Source organism: Citrobacter sp. wls619, assembly GCF_005281345.1.
Lineage (GTDB): Bacteria > Pseudomonadota > Gammaproteobacteria > Enterobacterales > Enterobacteriaceae > Citrobacter.
On sequence record NZ_SZXJ01000101.1, the window covers coordinates 1 to 22719 of the forward strand.

The window sequence follows — 22719 nt, forward strand, 5'->3', positions numbered from 1 at the left end:
CCTGTAAAAAAGATATCAAAAAGTGCTCCAGTTTTATTATTAAATAGGTGTTAGCACACCTTAATCATTTAATAAAACGACAGCAGAGAAAAACTCATTCAATATATAAATTAAACTCATCAATATAAATATCATTCATATGTACACCAGCGACGGCAAACGTGATTTTTAGTCTGATATTAAGCGTTAGCTTATCTTGCAGGATGGCGCTCATGCTTACCCGGAAGACATACTGACATTGTTATTTGTCAAACTTATGGTTTTTATTGCCCCTCATAGTTTTATTCTTGTCGCGCTTTCTCTATGATTTATTGAGCGTTACTTAATTTCATTCAGGAGCATGGGATGCATGTGTTGCGGTGGGGTTTACTGTTTTTACTGTCACTTCTTCTTTCCCTGTTCTTGCTGTTGATACATCTTCCGGGCGCATTGCTGCTCGGTTCGATGATCGTCGGTATCATTTTCAGTATGCGCGGGATCTCCCTGCACCCTCCTCGCTGCACATTTCTTGCCGCTCAGGCCATTCTCGGCTGCATGATTGCGCAAAACCTCACTGGCTCTATTTTAACCACGCTTGCAGCACACTGGACGATGGTGATTGTCATCCTGCTGGCGACGCTTATTAGCAGCGCGGTCATCGGCTGGCTGCTGGTTCGCTACAGCAATTTACCAGGGAACACCGGCGCGTGGGGTTCATCACCTGGCGGGGCAGCCGCGATGGTTGCGATGGCGCAGGATTATGGCGCTGACATCCGCCTGGTAGCCTTTATGCAGTATCTGCGGGTACTGTTGGTGGTCGGGGCGGCCGCGCTGGTAACCCGATTAGTCATGGGCGATCAGGCGCAAGCGGTCGGTCAGCACATCGTCTGGTTTCCGCCGCTGAGTATTAATCTGTTGAGCACCATACTGCTGGCCGCCGTTGCCGGTATAGCCGGGCGCTTACTGCGTATCCCCTCTGGCGTGATGTTGCTGCCCATGCTGGCAGGCGCATTGCTGAACGCAGGCGGTGTGATGGTCATTGAACTGCCGGAATGGCTGTTGGCAATGGCGTATATGGCGATTGGCTGGCAAATAGGCCTGGGCTTTGACAAGCAGATATTTTTGATGGCACTGCGTCCGTTGCCACAAATTTTATTGTCTATTTTTTCACTGATGGCGATTTGTGCCGCTATGGCCTGGGGTCTGGCGCATTACATGCAAATCGACTTTCTCACCGCCTATCTGGCGACCAGCCCTGGCGGGGTGGATTCCGTCGCGGTAATTGCCGCAGGCAGCCACGCCGATATGGCGCTCATCATGGCGATGCAAACCCTGCGGTTGTTCAGTATCTTATTGACCGGCCCGGCGGTGGCGCGTTTTATTTCAGCGCATGCGCCAAGACAGCCTGCCTAATGCTGGCAGCCCGGACACCAGTAAAAGGGGCGTGAGGAAAGTGTCGTTTTCTCGATGATTCCACCACAGCGCTCACAGGCTTCGCCGTCCCGGTGAAAAACCTTAAAGCGAAACAGTGCGCCGTGGTGCTTATTGTCATCGACCTGGCCACGCGTGTTATACGACAGACGAGGAATATCAAGCAGCGCTTGCGCCAGCGTATCCAACTGTTCATCGCTAAGCTGTGACGCTTTATGTTGCCCGGTCAACCCCACCTGCCAGAGAATTTCTACCCGTAGATAGTTACCTAACCCCGCCAGAAACGCCTGATCCAGCAACAGACCGGAAAACTGACGATTGCGAAAACGCGGAGACAGCAGACGCGTTTTTACCTCTGCGGGCGTTAAACGCAAATCAAGGACGTCCGGTCCAACCCGTTGCAGAAATGGATGGGTGGTGAGCTGCTCTGGCGTCAGCATTTCGATATCAGACGCGCTATACAGCAGGATAGTTTTATCCTCTGTTTGCAGCCTGACGCGCAGCACCCGCGTGGTTTGCGGAATGTTGCCGGTATCGACGACTCGCCACACGCCGTAAAGCTGATTGTGGCTGTACAGCGTCAGGCCATTGGAAAAATGGGTCAGCAAGGCTTTACCCCGCGTTTCAAGCTGGGTAACACGCTGCCCGATGAGTTGGGATTGATACGGTTTTAACTGCTCAAAGGCAAACCAGACATCCGTCAGGGGTTTGCCTTTGACTGCCGCCTCCAGGTTATCCGCCGCGCGGCGGATCTCCGGGCCTTCAGGCATAATACTGTCCTTTGTTAGTGTGTTGCACCGCCCGTCACGGCAATATCGCTGTCCACCTGCAATGCAGTGTCAATGGCAATTTCCAGCGCCCGGCGCACCGTTTCGCTCGCCATACTTGGCGCTCCGGGGTGCGCGGCGGCCTGTTGTGGCAGATAAGGAATATGGATAAAACCGCCCTTCACTGCCGGTGTGTCGCGTAACGTATGCAGCAGGCCATACATCACATGATTACAAACAAAGGTACCTGCTGTTTGGGAAACGGAGGCTGGGATACCTGCATTGCGCATGGCCATCACCATCGCTTTGATTGGCAGCGTGCTAAACCATGCTGCCGGACCCTCGGCGACAATCGGCACATCAACGGGCTGCTGACCGTGGTTATCCGCAATACGCGCATCGTCAACGTTGATCGCCACTCGCTCAACGGTAATATCGGTACGACCTCCTGCCTGCCCCACCGCCAGCACCAACGACGGTAACAGCGCGTCAATCGCGGCATTAAGTACGGCCAGAGACTCGCCAAACACACACGGTAGCTGACGCGCAACGACACGACATCCGGCGATGATAGCATTGTCGAGCCCGGAGACCACTTCCCAGGAAGGGTTAACTGACTCTCCGCCAAAGGGTTCAAATCCGGTGATTAAGACCGTTTTCATCCTTCCTCCTTACAGGAACATCAGGAAATACATCAGGAACACGTTAACCAGCAACAGCAGTATGCCGGTTGGCACCTGCGCTTTAATCACGGCGTTTTTATCCGGTAACTCCAGCAGGGCTGCAGGCACGATGTTAAAGTTCGCTGCCATCGGCGTCATTAAGGTTCCGCAATAACCGGAGAACATCCCAATTGCCGCCATCACCGCGGGATTACCACCATGCTGCAACACAAGAATTGGAATACCGATCCCGGCGGTCACAATCGGGAAAGCAGCAAATGCATTCCCCATGACCATCGTCAACAGCGCCATTCCGATGGTATACACCGCTACGGCGATAAAGCGGCTATCTACCGCGAGGTATTCCTGGGTCAGATACGATATACCACTGCCCACCCCTGCCGCCGTAAACAGCAACCCGAGCGTCGCCAGAATTTGCGGCAGGATGAACGCCCAGCCGATGGAGTCCAGCAGGCGACGGGCTTCCTGAATGGGCTGATGGACGCGCTCATGAGTCATTTTTATCGCCATTGCCAGGCCAATCAGCGAGCCTGCCGTCATAGAAAAGAGCGTGACCAGCGTGGCGTGATTCCCCGGCCCAAACAGCGCATCCTGCAAACCCGGAATGTGGTTAAACATCAGTACACCGATAACGGTCACCACCGGAATAGCCAGCGCCGGAAAAAACAGGCGATTACCCAGTCGACTGGCGCTTTCTTCACGCTGCTGCTGGGTGCGTTGATGGTAGCTTCCCAGTTTCACACCGCCAAACCCGGCAATCAGCGCCAGTACGACCACCGCAATACCGACCGCGATATGTACCGTACGTTTGTCGCCAAACAGTGAGTACGTCCAGTCGCCCAGCAGGAACAGCACACCATACAGCCCCCAAAACAAGCCTGTGGTTAAGCGACGCGGGTTCGCTTTGTCCTGCCAGGACATCACCGCCACAATCAACAGTACCGCACCCGCCAGCCAGTAGAGATAGCTTTGCTGAAAATTCATTGCGCTGCTCCTTTCGCTGCCGCATTGGCTTTCGCCACCTCACGCTGCAGATAGTTATCCAGACGCCACAAGCGCGTACCGTGGATCAAGAAGGCGCAAATTGCCGTTGGGATCCCCCACAAAGCGATATGCAGCGGTTCGGTCTGGATCCCACCGGACTCCAGCATAAAGTTGTGCATGAAAATGATCGCCCCAAAGGCAACGAAGATGTCTTCACCGAAAAACAGACCAACGTTGTCAGTCGCCGCAGACATTGCACGCAGGCGATAACGTACGGCCCCCGGCAATTCACCGTGGTTTTTCTCCGCAGCCCCTTCAGCCATCGGGGCTAATAACGGGCGTACCATCTGAGGATGCCCACCCAGGCTGGTCAAGCCCAGCGCGGCGGTCGCTTCACGAATAAACAGATAGACAATGAGCAGACGACCACTGGTGGCGCTGCGGATTTTCGCGATCCACGCCTGGGCGCGCTCTTTCAGTCCGTGACGTTCCAGCAGACCAATGACTGCCAGCGGAATCAGCAGGATAAACGGCAGGTTGCGGGTGTTGAGAAAGCCTTCACCCAGCTTTTCGAGAATAGTGGCGATTGGCATATGCGCTGCCAGCCCGGTGACGATCCCGGCAACGATAACCACCAATACCGGGTTAAAGCGTAAAAGAAATCCGACCACAATGACGGCGATCCCCGTCAATGGCCAGAGAGAAATAGCCTCTCCCATAATTAAATCCCTTATGTTGTTGTGTTGTATATTATTGTTTTGTATTAAAAAAACTTATGCGCTAATTTGAATATTGCAGGCACCGAACGCGCTGCGCAAACGGCGGGCAAAAGCGAGTGCGTGCTCACCATCCCCGTGAATGCATACCGTCTGCGCGGTTACGTTTGCCCATGTTCCACTCTGACTTTTTACTCTCCCGGACTGCACCATTTCTAACGTTTGCGCCAGCGCCTGCTCTTCGTCTTCGATCAGTGCACCTGGCTGACTACGCGGAACCAGACTACCATCAGCCCGATACCCCCGATCGGCAAAAACCTCCTGACGCGTCGCCAGGCCATAATGTTCACCGGCACGGATCAATTCGCTCCCCGCCAGCCCTACCAGTATCAATGACGGATCGCAGGCATAAACCGCTCTGGCTATCGCATCGGCCAGTACAGGATCTTTTGCGGCCTGGTTATAGAGCATGCCGTGCGGTTTCACGTGGCGCATCACGCCCCCTTCTGCACGGGTAATGACTGCCAGTGCACCAATTTGATACAGCGTTTGCGCATAAACCGTTTCGGCAGGCAGATTCATAGCACTACGACCAAAATTTTCCCGGTCTGGAAAGCCTGGGTGTGCCCCCACGGCCACGCCGTTTTTCAGCGCTTCCCGCACACTTGCCAGCATGGTTTGTGCGTCTCCGGCATGAAATCCACAGGCGATATTGGCCGATGACACCAGTTGAAGCAGCGCCGCATCGTTCGCACAGCCTTCGCCGAGGTCGGCATTCAAATCAATTTTCATCGTTAAGTCGCCATGTTAGCTGTTCCAGATAGCGCTGCTGATCGTGACGCGCCTTCAATGCCTCTTCCAGCGAGCACTGAACAAAGTGAATCGGTTGTCCAAGAGGGATCTGCGCAAGGTGATACATATCCGCCTCGATGATACAGGCGATACGCGGATATCCGCCCGTGGTCTGGGCATCGTTCATCAGTACAATTGGCTGCCCGTTATGCGGGACCTGTACCACGCCGGGGAGCAAACCGTGTGACAACATCTCGCGGTCTGTCGTGCGTGTCAGTGGCTGCCCCTGCAGACGATACCCCATACGGTTACTCTGTGGGCTCAGTCGCCACGGCGAGCGCCAGAACGATGCCTGCGATGCCTCGTCAAATTCCTGATATTCGGGTCCAGGTAACGCACGAATATGGTTGCCCCACATCAGCTGTTTTACCCCTTGTGGGCCATTAAATTGTCGTGTTGAAACGCCAATTGCCAACTTATCGCCATCGCGTAACAAACGTCCTTCAAACCCGCCAATACCGACTTTCAAATCGGTACTGCGCGATCCCATAACGTCGGGAACATCAATACCGCCCGCCACCGCCAGGTAACTGCGCATACCATGATGCGGGTGTTTTAATGACAGGCGTTGTCCGGCTTTAACTGGCAACCGCCAACCGCTCCATACCGGAGTACGATCCAAATGCGCTTCGCATCCCGCACCGGTCAAGGCAAACCAACCATCCGCGTCAAACTCCACCACCAGCTGACCCAACGTGACTTCCAGCGCGGCAGCATTCGCATCATTTCCTACCAGCAGATTAGCGACGTTCAATGCCGGTTTGTCCAACGCGCCGCAGTGGCTTATCCCTGACTGACGAAAGCCATGACGCCCCCCGTCCTGTACGGAGGTGTACAGGCCAGCACGAATGATGTTTAACATACGCCCTCCTTCTGCGGGACAAAACGTACAGTATCTCCAGCCCGTAACAGGATCGGCTCCTCACGCTGCGGATCAAAAAGCTTAACGGCGGTACGGCCTATTAGTTGCCACCCGCCGGGCGTTGCAATCGGGTAGATACCGGTTTGTGAACCTCCGATCCCCACCGAACCTGCCGGAACAAGTAAGCGCGGTTCGGCTCGCCTTGGCGTATGCAATGGTTCCGGCAAGCTCCCAAGATAGGGAAATCCTGGCTGAAACCCTAAAAACCAGACGACATAATCAACGGACGCATGCAATTCAACGACCTGCTTGTCGCTCAAACCACTGTGCCGGGCGACGTCGGCCAGATCGGGCCCATATTCGCCGCCATAGATAACGGGGATTTCGACAAAACGCGAATCCGGCTCCATCGCCTCGCTCTCTTCCCACCAACGTTGCAGGCGTTCAATTGCATCCAGCGCCAGCGTCTGCGGGGAATTCAGGATCACCGTGATATTGTTCATCCCCGGAATGGCCTCAAGTACATTCGGAGCATCAGCCAGACGCTGAGCCAGACGCCAGATGCGTTTCTGAGTTGCCAGCGTAATCGGCGGTTCCAGCTCCAGAACCACCGCAGTTTCACCTAACAGATAACAACGCGCTCGCTGCACTTTCGTCCCTCTTTATCAGGCTGGGTTAGGGATGTCGACGAACGTCACATCCAGATGGGTGTTTTCATTCAGCCATTCGCTCAAGGCACGAATACCACCGCGTTCGGTAGCATGGTGACCGGCAGCATAGAAATGCAGCCCCTGCTCGCGGGCAGAGTGAATGGTTTGTTCAGAAACTTCCCCGGTAATAAAGGCATCAACACCAAAGCGGGCCGCGCTATCAATGAAACTTTGACCGCCCCCCGTACACCAGGCAACACGCTGAACGTTTTCAGGCCCGGTATCGCCGCACCATAACGGTTTACGTCCCAGACGCGCTTCAATCCAGGATGCCAGTTCCAGCCCAGGAACCGGCATGGAGAGTTCCCCCCACGGTACCAGAGGCTCTATCTCCCCCATCACCGTGATACCCAACAGCGCGGCCAGTTGCGCGTTATTCCCCAGTTCGGGGTGGGCATCCAACGGCAGATGCCAGCCATACAGGTTGATGTCATTTTCCAGCAGCGTTTTCAAACGCCGGCGCTTCATGCCACGAATAACCGGAGATTCGCCCTTCCAGAAATAACCATGATGAACGATGACCGCATCGGCCCCGAGGCGAACAGCTTCATCCAGTAATGCCTGGCTTGCGGTTACGCCGGTCACGATTTTTTGCACCGTTTCTTTGCCCTCAACCTGCAAACCATTCGGTGCATAGTCGCTTATGGCTGCGCTGTTCAGCTTGTCGTTAATCAGTTGTTCCAGCTCGGTGTTTTTCATCATCGTCCTCGTTGTCATAAATTCTGCCTGCTCAATCAGCAACACAGCTTCAGTTAAAATAGCGTCCTCACCTCCGTTCGTCGATAGCCATTTCGCTGACACATCAAGAAACAATCACGCGGCCTGTAAACGTAAATTGCTTACCACCACGAGATCGTATTCATGTATATTTATGCAATCAGACAGCATATTGCAAAAATAATCAGATCTGTATCAAAGTTACAACTTTAAGGAAACACACTCACACGGCACGTTCCTTCCGTCGTGAGGCATTTACTTCGAGAAAATAATGAATAAACAAGCATCTCAGCCGCGCGCGATTTATTACGTCGTCGCGCTGCAAATTTGGGAATACTTCAGTTTTTATGGCATGCGTGCACTGCTGATCCTGTATCTCACTAACCAGCTTAAGTACAACGATAATCACGCGTATGAACTGTTCAGTGCTTACTGTTCGCTGGTGTATGTCACGCCGATTCTCGGGGGATACCTGGCGGATAAAGTGCTCGGTAACCGCATGGCGGTAATGATTGGCGCATTTCTGATGGCAGTGGGACATCTGGTCCTGGGCGCCAGTGAAATGGCTCCGGCGTTTCTCTACTTATCTCTGGCCATTATTGTCTGTGGCTACGGTTTGTTTAAATCCAACATCAGTTGCCTGCTGGGTGAATTGTATAAACCAGAAGATCCGCGCCGTGACGGCGGATTCTCTCTGCTCTATGCCGCCGGTAACATTGGTTCAATTATTGCCCCTATCGCCTGCGGCTACGTGCAGGAAGAGTACAGTTGGGCAATGGGCTTTGCGCTGGCCGCTATCGGTATGCTGGCCGGGCTGGTCATTTTCTTATGCGGGAATCGTCATTTTGCTCACACCACCGGCGTCAACAAAGCCGTGCTGTGTGCCAAATCGTTCATTCTGCCGAACTGGGCCTGGCTGCTGGTTCTGCTGGTCGCCGCACCACTTTTAATTACTGTCCTGTTCTGGAAAGAGTGGTCCGTGTACGCGCTGATTGTCGCCACCGTCATTGGTTTGGCCGTTCTGGCAAAAATCTACCGTCAGGCACAAACGCAGAAACAGCGTAAAGAGCTGGGGCTTATCGTCACGCTGACCTTCTTCAGCTTGTTGTTCTGGGCCTTTGCACAGCAGGGTGGTAGTTCCATCAGCTTGTATATCGACCGCTTTGTTAATCGCGACGTGATGGGATATTCAGTCCCTACTGCTATGTTCCAGTCGGTAAACGCCTTCGCCGTCATGTTGTGCGGCATCGTGCTGGCCTGGGTGGTCAAAGAAAGCGTGAGTGGCAATCGTACCGTTCGTATCTGGGGTAAGTTTGCTCTCGGTCTGGGGTTAATGAGTGCTGGTTTCTGTATTCTGACCTTAAGCGCCCGCTGGTCCGCCGCATACGGGCACTCCTCCATGCCGCTGATGGTTTTAGGGCTGGCCGTTATGGGATTCGCCGAGCTGTTTATCGACCCTGTCGCCATGTCACAAATTACACGCATTGAGATCCCAGGGGTAACCGGCGTATTAACCGGTATCTATATGCTGCTTTCCGGGGCCATTGCCAACTACCTGGCAGGCGTGATTGCTGACCAGACATCACAGGGCGCGTTTGATGCTTCCGGTGCCATCAACTATTCCATCAACGCCTATATTGATGTCTTTAGCGAAATTACCTGGGGCGCGCTGGCCTGTGTGGCGCTGGTGCTGTTGATTTGGTTATATCAATCACTCAAATTTAAAAACCGTCCTCTCGCGGTAGAGTCCTGAGTTTACGGGCCCGACGATGTAATATCACTCGGGCCCGTTATTTATCCGCAGGTTACGAATTCTTTGCCGCTAAATCCTCTTCAGACAGACCTGTAACCAGTAACACCATTTCGCGATCTATTCCCTGCGCCAGCATAGTTTGCGCTATACGCAATGCGGCTTCGTGTTTACCTTGTTGTAACCCCTGTTGTAATCCTTCCTGTAATCCTTCCTGTAATCCATCTAACCGTAACCGTTCTGCAATAGTCATCAGCCGCTCCTTGTGTTGGGGGATCCGTTGCGCCATCTCTTGCAAAAACTCATTGAAGCGAGATTCATCACCGGATTGCAGAATGTAATTAAACATCGCCTGGAGCTGTGTGTCATTAGCACATCCAGTAAGGATCAGTGAGGCCAGCTGTTCTACCAACCCTATCAAATCCCGCTGGCGGATATGCTTTTGCATCAGTTCCAACAACGCCATTCGCCTGTGCGCCATGATTTCGTCATCCGGCACCACCGTGATATCCACCAGCGGAAATGTGTTGGCATAAAGTTGCCGGGCCGCCACAGGTTCGGCGAACGCATCCAACCAGCATAGTGAATACGGGTACGGACTTCGACAGCCATGATAAAACAGCATCGGTATTACCAGCGGCAGTTCCTTGTGCCCGGCATCCAGATGGCGCTGCATGGCTGCTATCGCATAACGCAGCAGACGAAAAGCCATATGCGGGTCGGCTGAACTTTGGTGCTCGATTACGACATAGACATAGCCATCGCCGTCGCGTGTGCGCAGCGACCAGAGCACATCGGAGTAGCGGGAACGCAAATCTGCTTCAATAAAGCTCTCGGACTCTAACTTCAGCGTATCCAAATCGCAAAGTGTTCGCAAAGAAGCAGGAAGATGTATGTCGAGGAAATCCCGCGCAGTTTCGGGATGGTATAAAAACGTTTTAAATACCGCATCATGCGGTGTGGAAGTCGTCGGCGTTATCATCGTGTTCCGTCACCTGAAAAGAAGATAACGGAACTTTACTGCCCGGGGAGCACCCCGCACATCCAGCCATTAGCAGACTTGCGCGCCCTCTTCAGCGCTAAATGTGTACAACTGCAACATATTCATTCTGCTGGAAGGCATTACACAGAAATCTTCTACCCTCACGCCTTACGCGCTGCCTCATAGGCAGCCAGCGTGGCTAACCTTGCCTGCTTATGATCGACAATCGGACGAGGATAATGGAGTATCACCTGCATTTTTTCCGCCCACGTCCACGGTTCGTGAATGGCTTTTCCCGGTACATCGCGTAATTCCGGTACCCATTGGCGGATAAAATCACCGTCACGGTCGAATTTCTCCCCCTGGGTGGTGGGATTAAAAATACGGAAATACGGCGCCGCATCCGTGCCGGTAGAAGCTGCCCACTGCCAGCCACCATTATTCGCCGCCAGATCGCCGTCGATCAGTTGTGACATGAAATACTGCTCACCCTTTCGCCAGTCGATCAGCAGGTCTTTCACCAAAAAACTCGCCGCGATCATGCGTAAACGATTGTGCATCCACCCTGTGCCGTTAAGCTGGCGCATCGCCGCATCCACAATGGGATAGCCCGTATTCCCCGTTTTCCAGGCCTGCAAATGCACCGGATTATTTTGCCATTGCACACGATCGGTCCAGCGAATAAAGGGCTGATGCCGACACAGTGCGGGATAGTACGTCAGTAGATGGCGGTAAAATTCGCGCCAGATGAGCTCGTTTAACCAAACGCTCCCGGCGCCTCCCTCTGGCGCCTGCGGTTGCTCGACTAACAAACGGTGCAGACACTGGCGCGGTGATAACCCGCCGGTGGCAAGGCTTGCCGACAACCGACTGGTACCTTCATTTGCCGGGAAATCACGTTGTTGTTCGTATTCTGCCGCACCCTGCTGGCAAAACTGACGTAATTGCGCGATAACCGATTTTTCTTCTACCGGGAAAAGCGCCACATCAAAATCCTGCTGCGGATAGTTGAGCGTAATTGGCGTTGATGGGGAGGGAATTGCGCCGCTTTCGCGGGTTTTTGGTGCCGCAACACACTCCGGGATACTGTCTTTTAACCGCTTCAGCCAGGCATTTTTAAACGGCGTAAAGACTTTATACATCTCATGATTCCCGGTCATTACCGCGCCCGGCGCCAGGATTACGCTATCGTCAAAGCCCTCACACAGCACCTGCGGTAATGATTTTTCTACCTGAGCATCGCGCTGGCGTTCGTTGATTTCGTACTGATAGTTATAAAACAGTCGGCTAACGTCATGCTGCACGCAGACATTTTTGACGATCTCTACGCTGGCGGTGAAATCCCCGACGTCATAAACCAGCAGCGGGATGCCTTTTTCTGCCAGCGCCGTGTGCAGCGCATTCAACTGCTTGCCGACAAACGCCGCCTGACGCGGTGACATATCATGCGCTTTCCACTGTGCCGGCGTGGCAATATATAACGCCAATACCCGTGCCGAACGATCCCGACATGCCGCTGCCAGCGCAAGATTGTCATGCAGACGTAAATCGCGCCGAAACCAGACCAGATGAGTGGTCATAAAACTCCCGAATAAAAATTAAGCTTTGCCGTGTAAACGCAGAATCGCAGGCCAGAGTTCAAAGTAACGTTGCCCGGACAACCAGCTGTTCGGGTGTTCCGTCATATAGTGTTGGAGGAGCACCAATGGCACAAGCAGCGGCTGCATCTCACGTCGATAGTTATCGATTATTGAGGTCAGTTCCTGACGTTGCCGAAGATTGAGCTGGTTACGGAAATAGCCCTGCACATGCATCAGGACATTAGTATGGTTGCGTCGGGTCGCGTTATTAAACAGCAGATGAATCAACCGCAAACGGTACTCCGTATAAAAAGCATCGAGGCTTGCCCATTCGTGGATTGCGGCAACAAAAGGGCCGAGCTCACGATACTCCGGTTGGGAGTGTGCCAGTAACACCAGCTTGTAACGGGTGTGAAAATCAATCAATGCGCCACGTGATAATCCGCTCTGGCGTAGTCGGTACAATTCATGCAAGGCATAAATACGTACCAGCGTATTCTCGTCAAACAGAAATTTATCGTTCGCTTCTGTGGTCAGACAGGCGCGGACACCAACAGGAACTCTCTTGCTCATCGCCACTCCTTATCCGTTACACAGGTAAGTGTAGACTGCGGCGTATAAAAAAACCGCCACATTGCTGTTGGCGGTTTTTTGAGCCTGGACGGCAACTTAGTAGAAATCGCAGGTGGCTTTTTCAGCCTGCTCCATCCACACCGGCTTATCACTGGTTTTCGACCAGACGCGATGCAGGTAGCTGTAAAAACGGGCACGATCTTTCCAGAACAGCATGACCGGCAGCGCCAGAACACCAGCCACTACGGCAAAGGTACGGCGCAAGAAAACAATGTGTGCTGGATATTCTTTATAAAAGTCCATAATCCTCTCCCATATATCTGTTCGGTGAATCGCACCGGAAAAATAAACTTGGTTAACTGATGAAAATAATACCGCCTTGTGTGTAATTTTGCTACTCATCCGACCACTTATTTTTATCTATTGATGCTCCGTTTAACCTAAATTCGTAATTAAGTTACATAAAAGTTAAATTAATACTAATCATTAGTTAAATAATGGTCTTTGCCATTTTTATACTTTTTTTACACCCCGCCCGCAGATTTTTGCGAAATCTTTGCAACCAAAAACCTACGCTCTGGTTATCACATTTATGCCACTGGAGGTGCACTGTGAGTGCAGGCGTGATAACCGGCATTGTGCTGGTCTTTTTGTTACTGGGTTATCTGGTGTATGCCTTGATTAATGCGGAGGCGTTCTGATGGCAGCGCAAGGATTTTTACTCATCGCCAGTTTCCTGCTGGTGCTGTTTGTTATCGCCAGGCCGCTGGGCTTTGGGCTGGCACGTCTTATCAACAACACATCCTTACCCGGTCTTGCAGGCGTTGAGCGTGTGCTGTGGCGTGGGCTGGGTATTTCGCAGCAGGAAATGACCTGGCTGCACTATTTGCTGGCGATCCTCGCACTGAATATCCTCGGTCTGCTGATACTGTTTGCGATGTTGATGGCGCAAAACCTGTTGCCGCTGAATCCGCAACAGTTGCCAGGGCTATCGTGGGATCTCGCGCTCAATACCGCAGTTAGTTTTGTGACCAACACCAACTGGCAGTCCTATGCGGGTGAAACCACGTTAAGCTACTTCAGCCAAATGGCCGGCCTGACCGTGCAGAATTTCCTGTCTGCGGCGACAGGTATTGCGGTGATCTTTGCCCTGGCTCGCGCCTTTACGCGCCAGAGTATGAACACGCTGGGGAATGCCTGGGTAGATCTGGTCCGCATTACGCTGTGGATATTACTGCCGATTTCTCTGCTCATCGCGCTGTTTTTCATCCAGCAAGGTGCGCTGCAAAACCTGTTGCCTTATCAGGCGATCACCACGCTTGAAGGGGCAAAACAACTGTTGCCGATGGGACCTGTCGCCTCACAAGAGGCCATTAAGATGCTCGGTACCAACGGCGGCGGCTTTTTTAATGCCAACTCCTCACATCCGTTTGAAAACCCAACCGCGCTGACCAACATGGTACAGATGCTGGCTATCTTCTTAATTCCCGCGGCGCTGTGTTTCGCCTTCGGCGACGTCGTGGGCGATCGCCGACAGGGACGCACTCTGCTCTGGGCTATGTCGCTTATTTTTGTCGTTTGCGTGGCGGTTGTGATGTGGGCCGAAGTGCAGGGTAACCCGCATCTGATGGCGTTTGGCGCAGATAGCAATATCAACATGGAAGGTAAAGAGAGCCGCTTTGGCGTGCTGGTCAGTAGCCTGTTTGCGGTCGTCACGACGGCCGCATCCTGTGGCGCAGTCATTGCTATGCACGACTCCTTCACTGCGCTGGGCGGCATGGTACCGATGTGGTTGATGCAGATTGGCGAAGTGGTGTTCGGCGGTGTGGGATCAGGGTTGTACGGCATGCTGTTGTTCGTGTTGCTGGCGGTGTTTATTGCCGGGCTGATGATTGGCCGCACTCCGGAATATCTGGGTAAAAAAATCGATGTCCGCGAAATGAAAATGACCGCGCTGGCGATTCTGGTTACCCCTGCGCTGGTGCTGCTTGGGACCGCGGTAGCCATGATGAGCGATGCCGGGCGTAGCGCCATGCTCAATCCTGGGTCGCATGGTTTTAGCGAGGTACTGTACGCGGTCTCGTCTGCCGCCAATAACAACGGGAGCGCTTTTGCCGGATTAAGTGCCAACAGCCCATTCTGGAACAGCCTGCTGGCCGCGTGCATGTTCTTCGGCCGCTTCGGCGTCATTATCCCGGTGATGGCGATTGCCGGGTCGCTGGTCGGTAAAAAGAGTCAGCCAGCAAGTCCCGGCACGCTACCTACCCACGGTGCGCTGTTTGTTGGATTGTTGATCGGTACGGTGTTGCTGGTTGGCGCCCTCACCTTTGTTCCTGCGCTGGCGCTTGGCCCGGTAGCAGAATACCTCTCTTTACGTTGAGTGATGCGGAGCACATGACTATGAGTCGCAAGCAACTGGCGCTGTTCGAACCTTCTCTGGTCGCACAAGCGCTGATGGACGCCGTGAAAAAATTAAGTCCACATACTCAGTGGCGTAACCCGGTGATGTTTATCGTCTGGCTGGGCAGTCTGCTGACCACCCTGCTAACGGTAGCGATGGCGACAGGCCATATGTCAGGTAATCCCCTGTTTACCGGCGCGATAAGCCTCTGGCTGTGGGTGACCGTTCTGTTCGCTAACTTTGCGGAAGCGCTGGCTGAAGGGCGTAGTAAAGCGCAGGCCAACAGCCTGAAAGGGGTCAAAAAAACCGCCTTTGCCCGCAAACTTCGTGAACCAAAATATGGCGCGCCAATGGATCACGTGCCAGCCGAAGAGTTACGCAAAGGGGATATCGTGCTGGTGGAAGCTGGCGATATTATCCCTTGTGACGGCGAAGTTATCGAAGGCGGCGCCTCGGTGGATGAAAGCGCCATTACCGGCGAATCCGCGCCAGTGATCCGTGAATCCGGCGGTGATTTTGCCTCCGTCACTGGCGGGACCCGCATTCTCTCGGACTGGCTGGTGATCGCGTGTAGCGTCAACCCCGGAGAAACATTCCTCGACCGAATGATTGCCATGGTCGAAGGCGCACAGCGACGTAAAACGCCAAATGAAATCGCGCTGACGATCCTGCTGATTGCCCTGACTATCGTCTTTCTGCTGGCCACCGCCACACTGTGGCCATTCTCTGCCTGGGGCGGCAGTGCGGTCAGTATCACGGTACTGGTTGCCCTGCTGGTCTGTCTGATCCCCACCACGATCGGTGGGCTGCTCTCCGCGATTGGCGTCGCCGGGATGAGCCGCATGCTGGGTGCGAACGTTATCGCCACCAGCGGACGTGCGGTAGAAGCGGCTGGCGACGTCGATGTCCTGCTGTTGGATAAAACCGGTACCATCACGCTGGGTAACCGTCAGGCCTCTGATTTTCTGCCCGCCCACGGCGTGGACGAAAAAACACTGGCCGACGCTGCACAACTTTCATCACTGGCCGACGAAACGCCGGAAGGCCGCAGCATCGTTGTCCTGGCTAAACAGCGCTTTAACCTGCGTATTCGTGACGTACAGTCGCTCCATGCCACCTTTGTGCCGTTTACCGCGCAGAGTCGGATGAGCGGTATCAACATCGACAACCGGATGATCCGCAAAGGTTCCGTAGATGCTATTCGTCGTCACGTCGAAGCTAACGGCGGCCACTTCCCTGCCGATGTGGAGCAGAAAGTCGAAAATGTTGCTCGCCTTGGCGCGACGCCGCTGGTCGTTGCTGAAGGTCCACGGGTGCTGGGCGTAATAGCCCTGAAAGATATTGTCAAAGGTGGGATTAAAGAACGTTTTGCTCAGCTGCGCAAAATGGGCATCAAAACGGTGATGATCACCGGCGATAACCGCCTGACTGCTGCAGCAATCGCCGCAGAGGCGGGAGTGGATGACTTTTTAGCCGAAGCGACACCGGAAGCCAAGCTGGCACTGATCCGTCAGTATCAGGCGGAAGGTCGTTTGGTGGCGATGACTGGCGACGGAACCAACGACGCCCCGGCACTGGCGCAGGCCGATGTCGCGGTCGCGATGAACTCCGGGACCCAGGCCGCGAAGGAAGCGGGCAACATGGTGGATCTCGACTCTAACCCCACCAAGCTAATTGAAGTGGTGCACATTGGTAAACAGATGCTGATGACGCGCGGGTCGCTGACCACCTTTAGTATCGCCAACGACGTGGCGAAATATTTCGCCATCATCCCGGCTGCGTTCGCCGCAACTTACCCGCAGCTTAACGCACTGAACGTCATGCGACTGCATTCGCCGGATTCGGCAATCCTGAGCGCCGTCATCTTCAATGCGTTGGTGATTGTCTTCCTGATCCCACTGGCGCTGAAAGGGGTGAGTTATAAGCCGTTATCCGCTTCCGCCATGCTGCGCCGCAATCTGTGGATCTACGGTCTGGGCGGTCTGGTTGTGCCGTTTATCGGTATCAAAGTGATTGATTTACTGCTGACCCTGCTGGGTCTGGTGTGAGGTTTCAGATGAATGGATTACGTCCTGCATTATCAACATTGCTTTTCCTGATGCTTATCACCGGCGGTGTTTATCCGCTGCTGACCACCGCGCTGGGGCAGTGGTGGTTTCCCCACCAGGCTAACGGCTCGCTTCTGCGTGAAGGTCAGATAATTCGCGGCTCTGAACTGATCGGGCAAAATTTTACCGCCGCGGGTTATTTTCATGGACGCCCGTCGGCAACGGCAGAAGTACCCTATAATCCAATGGCTTCAGGCGGCAGCAACCTGGCAGCGAGCAACCCGGAGCTGGATAAGCAACTGCAAAGCCGGATTGCCGCACTGCGTGCTGCTAACCCACAGGCTAACCCTGTTGTGCCCGTGGAACTGGTCACAGCGTCCGCCAGCGGTCTGGACAATAACCTGACCCCCGATGCGGTCGCCTGGCAAATTCCCCGCGTGGCGCAAGCCCGCAACCTCAGCGTTGAAGAGGTTACGCAGTTGGTTGCACACTATACGCAAAAGCCGCTGGTCAGTTTCATCGGTCAGCCGGTAGTGAACCTGGTGGAACTTAATTTAGCGCTGGATAAGCACTGAGAAAAAGGACATGCATAGCGAACCCCTACGTCCCGACCCCGATCGCCTACTGGAGCAGACCACCGCGCCGCACCGGGGAAAACTGAAAATTTTCTTTGGCGCCTGTGCGGGCGTAGGGAAAACCTGGGCCATGCTGGCGGAGGCACAACGGCTACGGTCGCAGGGGTTGGATGTGCTGATTGGTGTGGTGGAAACCCACGGACGCAAGGAGACCGCCGCACTGCTGGACGGTCTCACCGTGCTACCGCTGAAACGCCAGGCACACCGTGGGCGGCATATCAGCGAGTTCGATCTTGATGCCGCCCTCGCCCGCCGCCCGGCGCTGATTTTGATGGACGAACTGGCGCATAGCAATGCGCCAGGCTCACGCCATCCACGCCGCTGGCAGGATATTGAAGAGCTGCTGGAAGCCGGGATTGATGTTTTTACCACCGTTAACGTTCAGCATCTGGAAAGCCTGAATGATGTGGTCAGCGGCGTTACCGGTATTCAGGTGCGCGAAACCGTTCCTGACCCGTTTTTCGATGCCGCTGACGATGTAGTCCTGGTCGATCTCCCACCCGACGATTTGCGCCAGCGCCTGAACGAAGGCAAGGTCTATATTGCCGGTCAGGCAGAGCGTGCTATCGAGCATTTCTTCCGCAAAGGTAATTTGATAGCGCTACGCGAACTGGCCCTGCGCCGCACCGCCGATCGGGTAGACGATCAGATGCGAGCCTGGCGGGGGCGTCCAGGAGAAGAAAAAGTCTGGCATACCCGCGATGCCATTTTACTGTGTATTGGACACAACACCGGCAGCGAGAAACTGGTGCGAGCCGCCGCGCGCCTGGCGGCGCGTCTCGGCAGCGTCTGGCATGCGGTATATGTTGAAACACCGGCGCTACACCGGCTACCCGAAAAACAGCGGCGGGCAATCTTAAGCGCGCTGCGACTGGCGCAGGAACTGGGGGCGGAAACCGCCACTCTCTCCGACCCTGCCGAAGATAAAGCCGTTGTCCGTTATGCCCGGGAACACAACCTGGGGAAAATTGTGCTCGGGCGTCCGACAACCCGTCGCTGGTGGCGCAGCGATTCCTTTGCCGACAAACTCGCCCATCGCGCACCGGATCTCGACCTGATGATTGTCGCACTGGACGATCCCCCTTCTCGTCAGACATTACAAACCACGGATAACCGCACCTTTAAGGATAAATGGCGGGTACAAATCCAGGGTTGCGTGGTCGCCGCTGCATTGTGTGCTGTTACGACGTTGATTGCCATGCAGTGGCTGGTTGCATTTGACGCCGCCAACCTGGTGATGCTCTATCTATTAGGTGTGGTGGTTATCGCCCTGTTCTACGGGCGCTGGCCGTCGGTGGTGGCCACGTTTATCAACGTCGCCAGCTTTGATCTCTTCTTTATTGCTCCACGCGGCACGCTTGCCGTGTCTGACGTCCAGTACCTGCTGACCTTTGCCGTGATGCTAACGGTTGGGTTGGTTATCGGTAATCTGACCGCGGGGGTGCGTTATCAGGCCAGGGTTGCACGCTATCGTGAGCAACGAACGCGGCACCTGTATGAGATGTCGAAAGCACTGGCTGTAGGGCGCAGCCAACAGGATATCGCGGCCACCAGCGAACAGTTTATTGCCTCAACGTTTCAGGCCCGTAGCCGGGTGTTATTGCCAGACGAAAACGGTAAGTTGGTTCCCCTGACGCATCAGCAGGGTATGACGCCGTGGGATGATGCCATTGCCCAGTGGAGTTTTGACAAGGGGCAGATGGCCGGTGCCGGCACCGACACATTACCCGGCGTTCCCTATCAAATTTTGCCGTTAAAAAGCGCCGATAAAACCTATGGGCTACTGGTGGTGGAGCCAGGAAACCTGCGTCAGCTGATGATCCCGGAACAGCAACGTCTGCTGGAAACCTTCACCCTGCTGGTGGCCAGTGCGCTGGAGCGTCTGACTCTGACGGCCAGTGAAGAGCAGGCGCGCTTTGCCAGTGAGCGAGAAAGTATTCGCAATGCACTGCTCGCCGCCCTGTCCCACGATTTACGCACGCCGCTGACGGTGCTGTTCGGTCAGGCGGAGATATTAACGTTGGATCTGGCAAGTGAAGGCTCACCACACGCTCGCCAGGCCAGCGAGATCCGCCAGCACGTGCTTAATACCACCAGACTGGTCAATAATCTGCTGGATATGGCGCGAATCCAGTCTGGCGGCTTTAATCTTAAGAAAGAGTGGCTAACGCTGGAAGAGGTAGTAGGCAGCGCCCTGCAAATGTTGGAGCCAGGGCTGGCAACACCCATTAACCTGTCACTTCCGGAGCCGTTGACGCTGATACACGTTGATGGACCACTCTTTGAGCGGGTGCTGATCAATCTACTGGAAAACGCCGTCAAATATGCCGGCCCGCAGGCACAAATCGGTATCGACGCCCAGGTCGACGGCGAGCATCTGCTGCTGGACGTTTGGGACAATGGGCCCGGTATTCCTGCCGGCCTGGAACAACGTATTTTCGACAAGTTTTCCCGTGGAAACAAAGAATCATCGGTACCGGGTGTTGGGCTGGGGCTGGCAATTTGTCAGGCGATTGTCGACGTGCACGGTGGCACGATTTCAGCGCATAATCGTCCGCAGGGAGGGGCGAGTTTCCGTGTTACACTGCCGCAGGAAGCGTCCCCTGAACTTGAAGATTTTCATGAGGATATGTGACAAACGTACTGATTGTTGAAGATGAGCAAGCCATTCGTCGCTTTCTGCGCACCGCGCTGGAAGCTGATGGCCTGCGTGTGTATGAAGCGGAAACGCTGCAACGTGGTCTGCTGGAAGCCGCCACACGAAAACCCGATCTCATCATTCTCGACCTCGGCCTTCCGGACGGTGACGGTATTGATTTTATCCGCGACCTGCGGCAGTGGAGCGCGATCCCGGTGATCGTGTTGTCAGCCCGCAGCGAAGAGAGCGATAAAATCGCCGCGCTGGATGCCGGAGCCGATGACTATCTCAGCAAGCCATTCGGCATTGGCGAGCTGCAGGCTCGTTTACGCGTTGCACTGCGCCGCCACGCTAGCGGCCCCTCCCCTGATCCCGTAGTGCAGTTTTCCGATGTAAAGGTGGATATTGCCGCGCGTCTGGTTCATCGCGGGGCTGAGGAGGTTCATCTGACGCCAATTGAGTTTCGCCTGCTGGCCATACTGCTCAATAATGCCGGAAAAGTGCTGACCCAACGCCAGTTATTGAATCAGGTGTGGGGACCGAATGCCGTTGAGCACAGCCATTACTTACGTATCTATATGGGTCATTTGCGCCAGAAACTGGAGCTGGATCCGGCTCGCCCACGCCATTTTTTGACCGAAACCGGGATTGGCTATCGGTTTATGCCGTGAATCTAAGCCGAATAAAAAAAGCCGGATCAGCACAAAGCTATCCGGCTTTTTAATTTATGCCGGATGACGACGCTAGCGTCTTATCCGGCCTACTGTTTACGCGTTTTTCAGCACTTCGCTGACGATTTCAACCGCTTCTTTTTCGATCTGCTTGCGGTGTTCTTCACCGAGGAAGCTCTCGCAGTAGATCTTGTAAGCGTCTTCGGTGCCTGACGGACGTGCGGCAAACCAACCGTTGTCAGTCATCACTTTCAGGCCGCCAATCGAGGCGCCGTTACCCGGTGCTGCCGTCAAACGCGCCGTGATCGGGTCGCCCGCCAGCGTGCTGGCGCTCACCATTTCCGGAGAGAGCTTAGACAACGCCGCTTTTTGCGCGGAGGTGGCTCCAGCCTGAATTCGGTTATAGCTCGGTGCGCCAAAGCGCGCCGCCAGTTCGTTGTAATGTTCTTGCGGGTTCTTGCCTGTCACTGCCGTAATTTCCGCTGCCAGCAGGCACATGATGATGCCATCTTTGTCAGTGGACCACGGTGTACCGTCGAAACGCAGGAAAGATGCCCCCGCACTTTCTTCGCCGCCGAAGCCAAAGCTACCGTCGAACAGACCGTCAACGAACCATTTGAAACCCACCGGCACTTCGACCAGCTTACGTCCCAGGTCGTTCACCACACGATCGATCATCGCGGAGGACACCAGTGTTTTACCCACGGCGACATCTTTGCCCCACTGTGGGCGATGCTGGAACAGGTAGTTGATCGCGACCGCCAGATAGTGGTTCGGATTCATCAGTCCAGCCGGCGTTACGATACCGTGACGGTCATAGTCAGGGTCATTGGCAAACGCCAAATCGAACTTGTCACGCAGCGCCAGCAGACCGGCCATCGCGCACTCGGAGGAGCAGTCCATACGAATGGCACCGTCTTTATCAAGATGCATAAAGCGGAAAGTCTGGTCGACCTGATCGTTAACGAGGGTCAGATTCAGGTTGTAGTGCTGAGCGATACGTTTCCAGTATTCGATACCGGAACCGCCCAGCGGATCGACACCCAGCGTCAGACCCGCTTTCTGAATTGCCGCCATATCGACGATATCTGCCAGCCCTTCCACGAAGGGTTGCACCAGGTCTTGTTCTTTAACATGACCGGAGGCCAGTGCGGCATCCAGCGGGATGCGCTTCACGCCTTTCAGACCATCAGCCAACAGTGCATTAGCCCTGTCTTCTACGACTTTAGTGACATTGGTATCTGCCGGGCCACCGTTTGGCGGGTTGTATTTAATTCCGCCGTCTTCTGGTGGGTTATGGGACGGCGTGATCACAATACCGTCAGCCAGCGGACCGCCTTTTTTATTGTGGACCAGGATAGCATTCGACACGGCAGGGGTTGGCGTAAAGCCGTTGTTTTCCTGCACGATGACGTCAACGCCGTTCGCCGCCAGCACTTCCAGTACAGAGATAAATGCCGGTTCAGACAACGCATGGGTATCCTTGCCCACATAGCACGGGCCAGTAATCCCGTTTTTCGCACGTTCTTCGGCAATCGCCTGAGCGATAGCCAGAATATGCGGCTCATTAAAACTATGACGACCCGCACTACCGCGATGCCCGGATGTACCGAACTTCACCGCGTGCTCCGCATTCCCTGCCGTCGGTTTTAGTACATAGTATTGCGCCGTTAACTGGGCGACGTTAATCAAATCACTCTGTTGTGCAGGTTGACCTGCACGGTTGTGGATTGCCATTGC

21 protein-coding genes are annotated in these 22719 nt (G+C 54.4%); 8 read left to right on the forward strand and 13 right to left on the reverse strand.

What is annotated here, in order from left to right; translation table 11 throughout:
* The first annotated feature begins 345 nt into the window (after nucleotides 1–345).
* The gene (locus tag FDX19_RS22505) at nucleotides 346–1392 is read left to right on the forward strand and encodes an AbrB family transcriptional regulator (protein ID WP_137384469.1); all 1047 of its coding nucleotides are present in this window, start codon (nucleotides 346–348) and stop codon (nucleotides 1390–1392) included.
* Here FDX19_RS22505 and nei read toward each other — a convergent pair.
* Genes nei through ybgI form a run of 8 tightly spaced genes read right to left on the reverse strand, consistent with a single transcriptional unit; the run spans nucleotide 1389 to nucleotide 7683 of the window.
* Nucleotides 1389–2180, reverse strand: a complete 792-nt coding sequence (gene nei, locus FDX19_RS22510; protein WP_137384470.1) for an endonuclease VIII — start codon at nucleotides 2178–2180, stop codon at nucleotides 1389–1391. The genes FDX19_RS22505 and nei overlap by 4 nt on opposite strands.
* Nucleotides 2181–2194: 14 nt before the next feature.
* Nucleotides 2195–2839, reverse strand: a complete 645-nt coding sequence (gene pcp / locus FDX19_RS22515; RefSeq protein ID WP_137384471.1) for a pyroglutamyl-peptidase I — start codon at nucleotides 2837–2839, stop codon at nucleotides 2195–2197.
* A 9-nt stretch (nucleotides 2840–2848) separates the two neighbouring features.
* A complete protein-coding gene (locus tag FDX19_RS22520) occupies nucleotides 2849–3844 on the reverse strand; it encodes a DUF979 domain-containing protein (RefSeq protein ID WP_137384472.1) in 996 nt (331 codons plus the stop codon).
* Nucleotides 3841–4563, reverse strand: a complete 723-nt coding sequence (locus FDX19_RS22525; RefSeq protein ID WP_005122560.1) for a DUF969 domain-containing protein — start codon at nucleotides 4561–4563, stop codon at nucleotides 3841–3843. Before FDX19_RS22525 ends, FDX19_RS22520 begins: the two co-directional genes overlap by 4 nt.
* Nucleotides 4564–4617: 54 nt before the next feature.
* Nucleotides 4618–5352, reverse strand: coding sequence for a 5-oxoprolinase subunit PxpA (gene pxpA / locus FDX19_RS22530; protein WP_137384473.1), 735 nt, complete (start codon nucleotides 5350–5352; stop codon nucleotides 4618–4620).
* The gene (pxpC, locus tag FDX19_RS22535; RefSeq protein ID WP_137384474.1) at nucleotides 5342–6274 is read right to left on the reverse strand and encodes a 5-oxoprolinase subunit PxpC; all 933 of its coding nucleotides are present in this window, start codon (nucleotides 6272–6274) and stop codon (nucleotides 5342–5344) included. The genes pxpA and pxpC overlap by 11 nt, the downstream gene beginning before the upstream one ends.
* Nucleotides 6268–6924, reverse strand: a complete 657-nt coding sequence (gene pxpB / locus FDX19_RS22540) for a 5-oxoprolinase subunit PxpB (protein ID WP_137384475.1) — start codon at nucleotides 6922–6924, stop codon at nucleotides 6268–6270. The genes pxpC and pxpB overlap by 7 nt, the downstream gene beginning before the upstream one ends.
* 15 nt (nucleotides 6925–6939) lie before the next feature.
* Nucleotides 6940–7683, reverse strand: coding sequence for a radiation resistance protein YbgI (gene ybgI / locus FDX19_RS22545; protein ID WP_137384695.1), 744 nt, complete (start codon nucleotides 7681–7683; stop codon nucleotides 6940–6942).
* 289 nt (nucleotides 7684–7972) lie between these two features.
* Between ybgI and dtpD the strand changes: the two genes are divergently transcribed.
* On the forward strand, nucleotides 7973–9454 hold the full coding sequence (gene dtpD / locus FDX19_RS22550; RefSeq protein ID WP_137384476.1) for a dipeptide permease DtpD: 1482 nt from the start codon (nucleotides 7973–7975) through the stop codon (nucleotides 9452–9454).
* Between the two features lie 52 nt (nucleotides 9455–9506).
* On the opposite strand, the gene FDX19_RS22555 is transcribed toward dtpD, so the two are convergent.
* The 4 genes from FDX19_RS22555 to FDX19_RS22570 all read right to left on the reverse strand — a co-directional run bounded on the left by FDX19_RS22555 (nucleotide 9507) and on the right by FDX19_RS22570 (nucleotide 12889).
* Complete coding sequence (locus FDX19_RS22555) at nucleotides 9507–10433, reverse strand: Rpn family recombination-promoting nuclease/putative transposase (protein ID WP_137384477.1); 927 nt, start codon at nucleotides 10431–10433, stop codon at nucleotides 9507–9509.
* A 161-nt stretch (nucleotides 10434–10594) separates the two neighbouring features.
* Nucleotides 10595–12013 carry a deoxyribodipyrimidine photo-lyase gene (gene phrB / locus FDX19_RS22560; RefSeq protein WP_137384478.1) on the reverse strand — a complete coding sequence of 473 codons (1419 nt, stop codon included), beginning with the start codon at nucleotides 12011–12013 and terminating at the stop codon, nucleotides 10595–10597.
* An 18-nt stretch (nucleotides 12014–12031) separates the two neighbouring features.
* Complete coding sequence (locus FDX19_RS22565) at nucleotides 12032–12586, reverse strand: DUF1722 domain-containing protein (RefSeq protein WP_137384479.1); 555 nt, start codon at nucleotides 12584–12586, stop codon at nucleotides 12032–12034.
* 96 nt (nucleotides 12587–12682) lie between these two features.
* Entirely contained in the window at nucleotides 12683–12889 is a 207-nt protein-coding gene (locus FDX19_RS22570) for a YbfA family protein (protein ID WP_003022870.1), read from the reverse strand.
* Between the two features lie 308 nt (nucleotides 12890–13197).
* Between FDX19_RS22570 and kdpF the strand changes: the two genes are divergently transcribed.
* From kdpF to kdpE, 6 genes are read left to right on the forward strand one after another with little or no spacing between them, the layout of a single operon-like run.
* Entirely contained in the window at nucleotides 13198–13287 is a 90-nt protein-coding gene (kdpF, locus tag FDX19_RS22575) for a K(+)-transporting ATPase subunit F (protein WP_001670793.1), read from the forward strand.
* The gene (gene kdpA, locus FDX19_RS22580) at nucleotides 13287–14966 is read left to right on the forward strand and encodes a potassium-transporting ATPase subunit KdpA (protein ID WP_137384480.1); all 1680 of its coding nucleotides are present in this window, start codon (nucleotides 13287–13289) and stop codon (nucleotides 14964–14966) included. Before kdpF ends, kdpA begins: the two co-directional genes overlap by 1 nt.
* 20 nt (nucleotides 14967–14986) lie before the next feature.
* Complete coding sequence (gene kdpB, locus FDX19_RS22585; RefSeq protein ID WP_137384481.1) at nucleotides 14987–17035, forward strand: potassium-transporting ATPase subunit KdpB; 2049 nt, start codon at nucleotides 14987–14989, stop codon at nucleotides 17033–17035.
* An 8-nt stretch (nucleotides 17036–17043) separates the two neighbouring features.
* On the forward strand, nucleotides 17044–17610 hold the full coding sequence (gene kdpC, locus FDX19_RS22590; RefSeq protein WP_137384482.1) for a potassium-transporting ATPase subunit KdpC: 567 nt from the start codon (nucleotides 17044–17046) through the stop codon (nucleotides 17608–17610).
* Between the two features lie 10 nt (nucleotides 17611–17620).
* A complete protein-coding gene (gene kdpD / locus FDX19_RS22595) occupies nucleotides 17621–20305 on the forward strand; it encodes a two-component system sensor histidine kinase KdpD (RefSeq protein WP_137384483.1) in 2685 nt (894 codons plus the stop codon).
* A complete protein-coding gene (gene kdpE, locus FDX19_RS22600) occupies nucleotides 20302–20979 on the forward strand; it encodes a two-component system response regulator KdpE (protein ID WP_137384484.1) in 678 nt (225 codons plus the stop codon). Before kdpD ends, kdpE begins: the two co-directional genes overlap by 4 nt.
* Before the next feature lie 96 nt (nucleotides 20980–21075).
* Here kdpE and pgm read toward each other — a convergent pair whose 3' ends face one another.
* Nucleotides 21076–22716, reverse strand: coding sequence for a phosphoglucomutase (alpha-D-glucose-1,6-bisphosphate-dependent) (gene pgm, locus FDX19_RS22605; RefSeq protein WP_101742411.1), 1641 nt, complete (start codon nucleotides 22714–22716; stop codon nucleotides 21076–21078).
* Nucleotides 22717–22719 lie beyond the last annotated feature (3 nt).

Coding starts and splice junctions, on each gene's coding strand:
- pgm (WP_101742411.1), bottom strand. CDS start 22,716: ATGGCAATCCACAACCGTGCAGGTCAACCTGCACAACAGAGTGATTTG.
- FDX19_RS22570 (WP_003022870.1), bottom strand. CDS start 12,889: ATGGACTTTTATAAAGAATATCCAGCACACATTGTTTTCTTGCGCCGT.
- nei (WP_137384470.1), bottom strand. CDS start 2,180: ATGCCTGAAGGCCCGGAGATCCGCCGCGCGGCGGATAACCTGGAGGCG.
- ybgI (WP_137384695.1), bottom strand. CDS start 7,683: ATGAAAAACACCGAGCTGGAACAACTGATTAACGACAAGCTGAACAGC.
- pcp (WP_137384471.1), bottom strand. CDS start 2,839: ATGAAAACGGTCTTAATCACCGGATTTGAACCCTTTGGCGGAGAGTCA.
- FDX19_RS22520 (WP_137384472.1), bottom strand. CDS start 3,844: ATGAATTTTCAGCAAAGCTATCTCTACTGGCTGGCGGGTGCGGTACTG.
- kdpC (WP_137384482.1), top strand. CDS start 17,044: ATGAATGGATTACGTCCTGCATTATCAACATTGCTTTTCCTGATGCTT.
- phrB (WP_137384478.1), bottom strand. CDS start 12,013: ATGACCACTCATCTGGTCTGGTTTCGGCGCGATTTACGTCTGCATGAC.
- kdpB (WP_137384481.1), top strand. CDS start 14,987: ATGAGTCGCAAGCAACTGGCGCTGTTCGAACCTTCTCTGGTCGCACAA.
- FDX19_RS22525 (WP_005122560.1), bottom strand. CDS start 4,563: ATGGGAGAGGCTATTTCTCTCTGGCCATTGACGGGGATCGCCGTCATT.
- FDX19_RS22555 (WP_137384477.1), bottom strand. CDS start 10,433: ATGATAACGCCGACGACTTCCACACCGCATGATGCGGTATTTAAAACG.
- kdpD (WP_137384483.1), top strand. CDS start 17,621: ATGCATAGCGAACCCCTACGTCCCGACCCCGATCGCCTACTGGAGCAG.
- FDX19_RS22565 (WP_137384479.1), bottom strand. CDS start 12,586: ATGAGCAAGAGAGTTCCTGTTGGTGTCCGCGCCTGTCTGACCACAGAA.
- pxpC (WP_137384474.1), bottom strand. CDS start 6,274: ATGTTAAACATCATTCGTGCTGGCCTGTACACCTCCGTACAGGACGGG.
- FDX19_RS22505 (WP_137384469.1), top strand. CDS start 346: ATGCATGTGTTGCGGTGGGGTTTACTGTTTTTACTGTCACTTCTTCTT.
- kdpA (WP_137384480.1), top strand. CDS start 13,287: ATGGCAGCGCAAGGATTTTTACTCATCGCCAGTTTCCTGCTGGTGCTG.
- pxpA (WP_137384473.1), bottom strand. CDS start 5,352: ATGAAAATTGATTTGAATGCCGACCTCGGCGAAGGCTGTGCGAACGAT.
- dtpD (WP_137384476.1), top strand. CDS start 7,973: ATGAATAAACAAGCATCTCAGCCGCGCGCGATTTATTACGTCGTCGCG.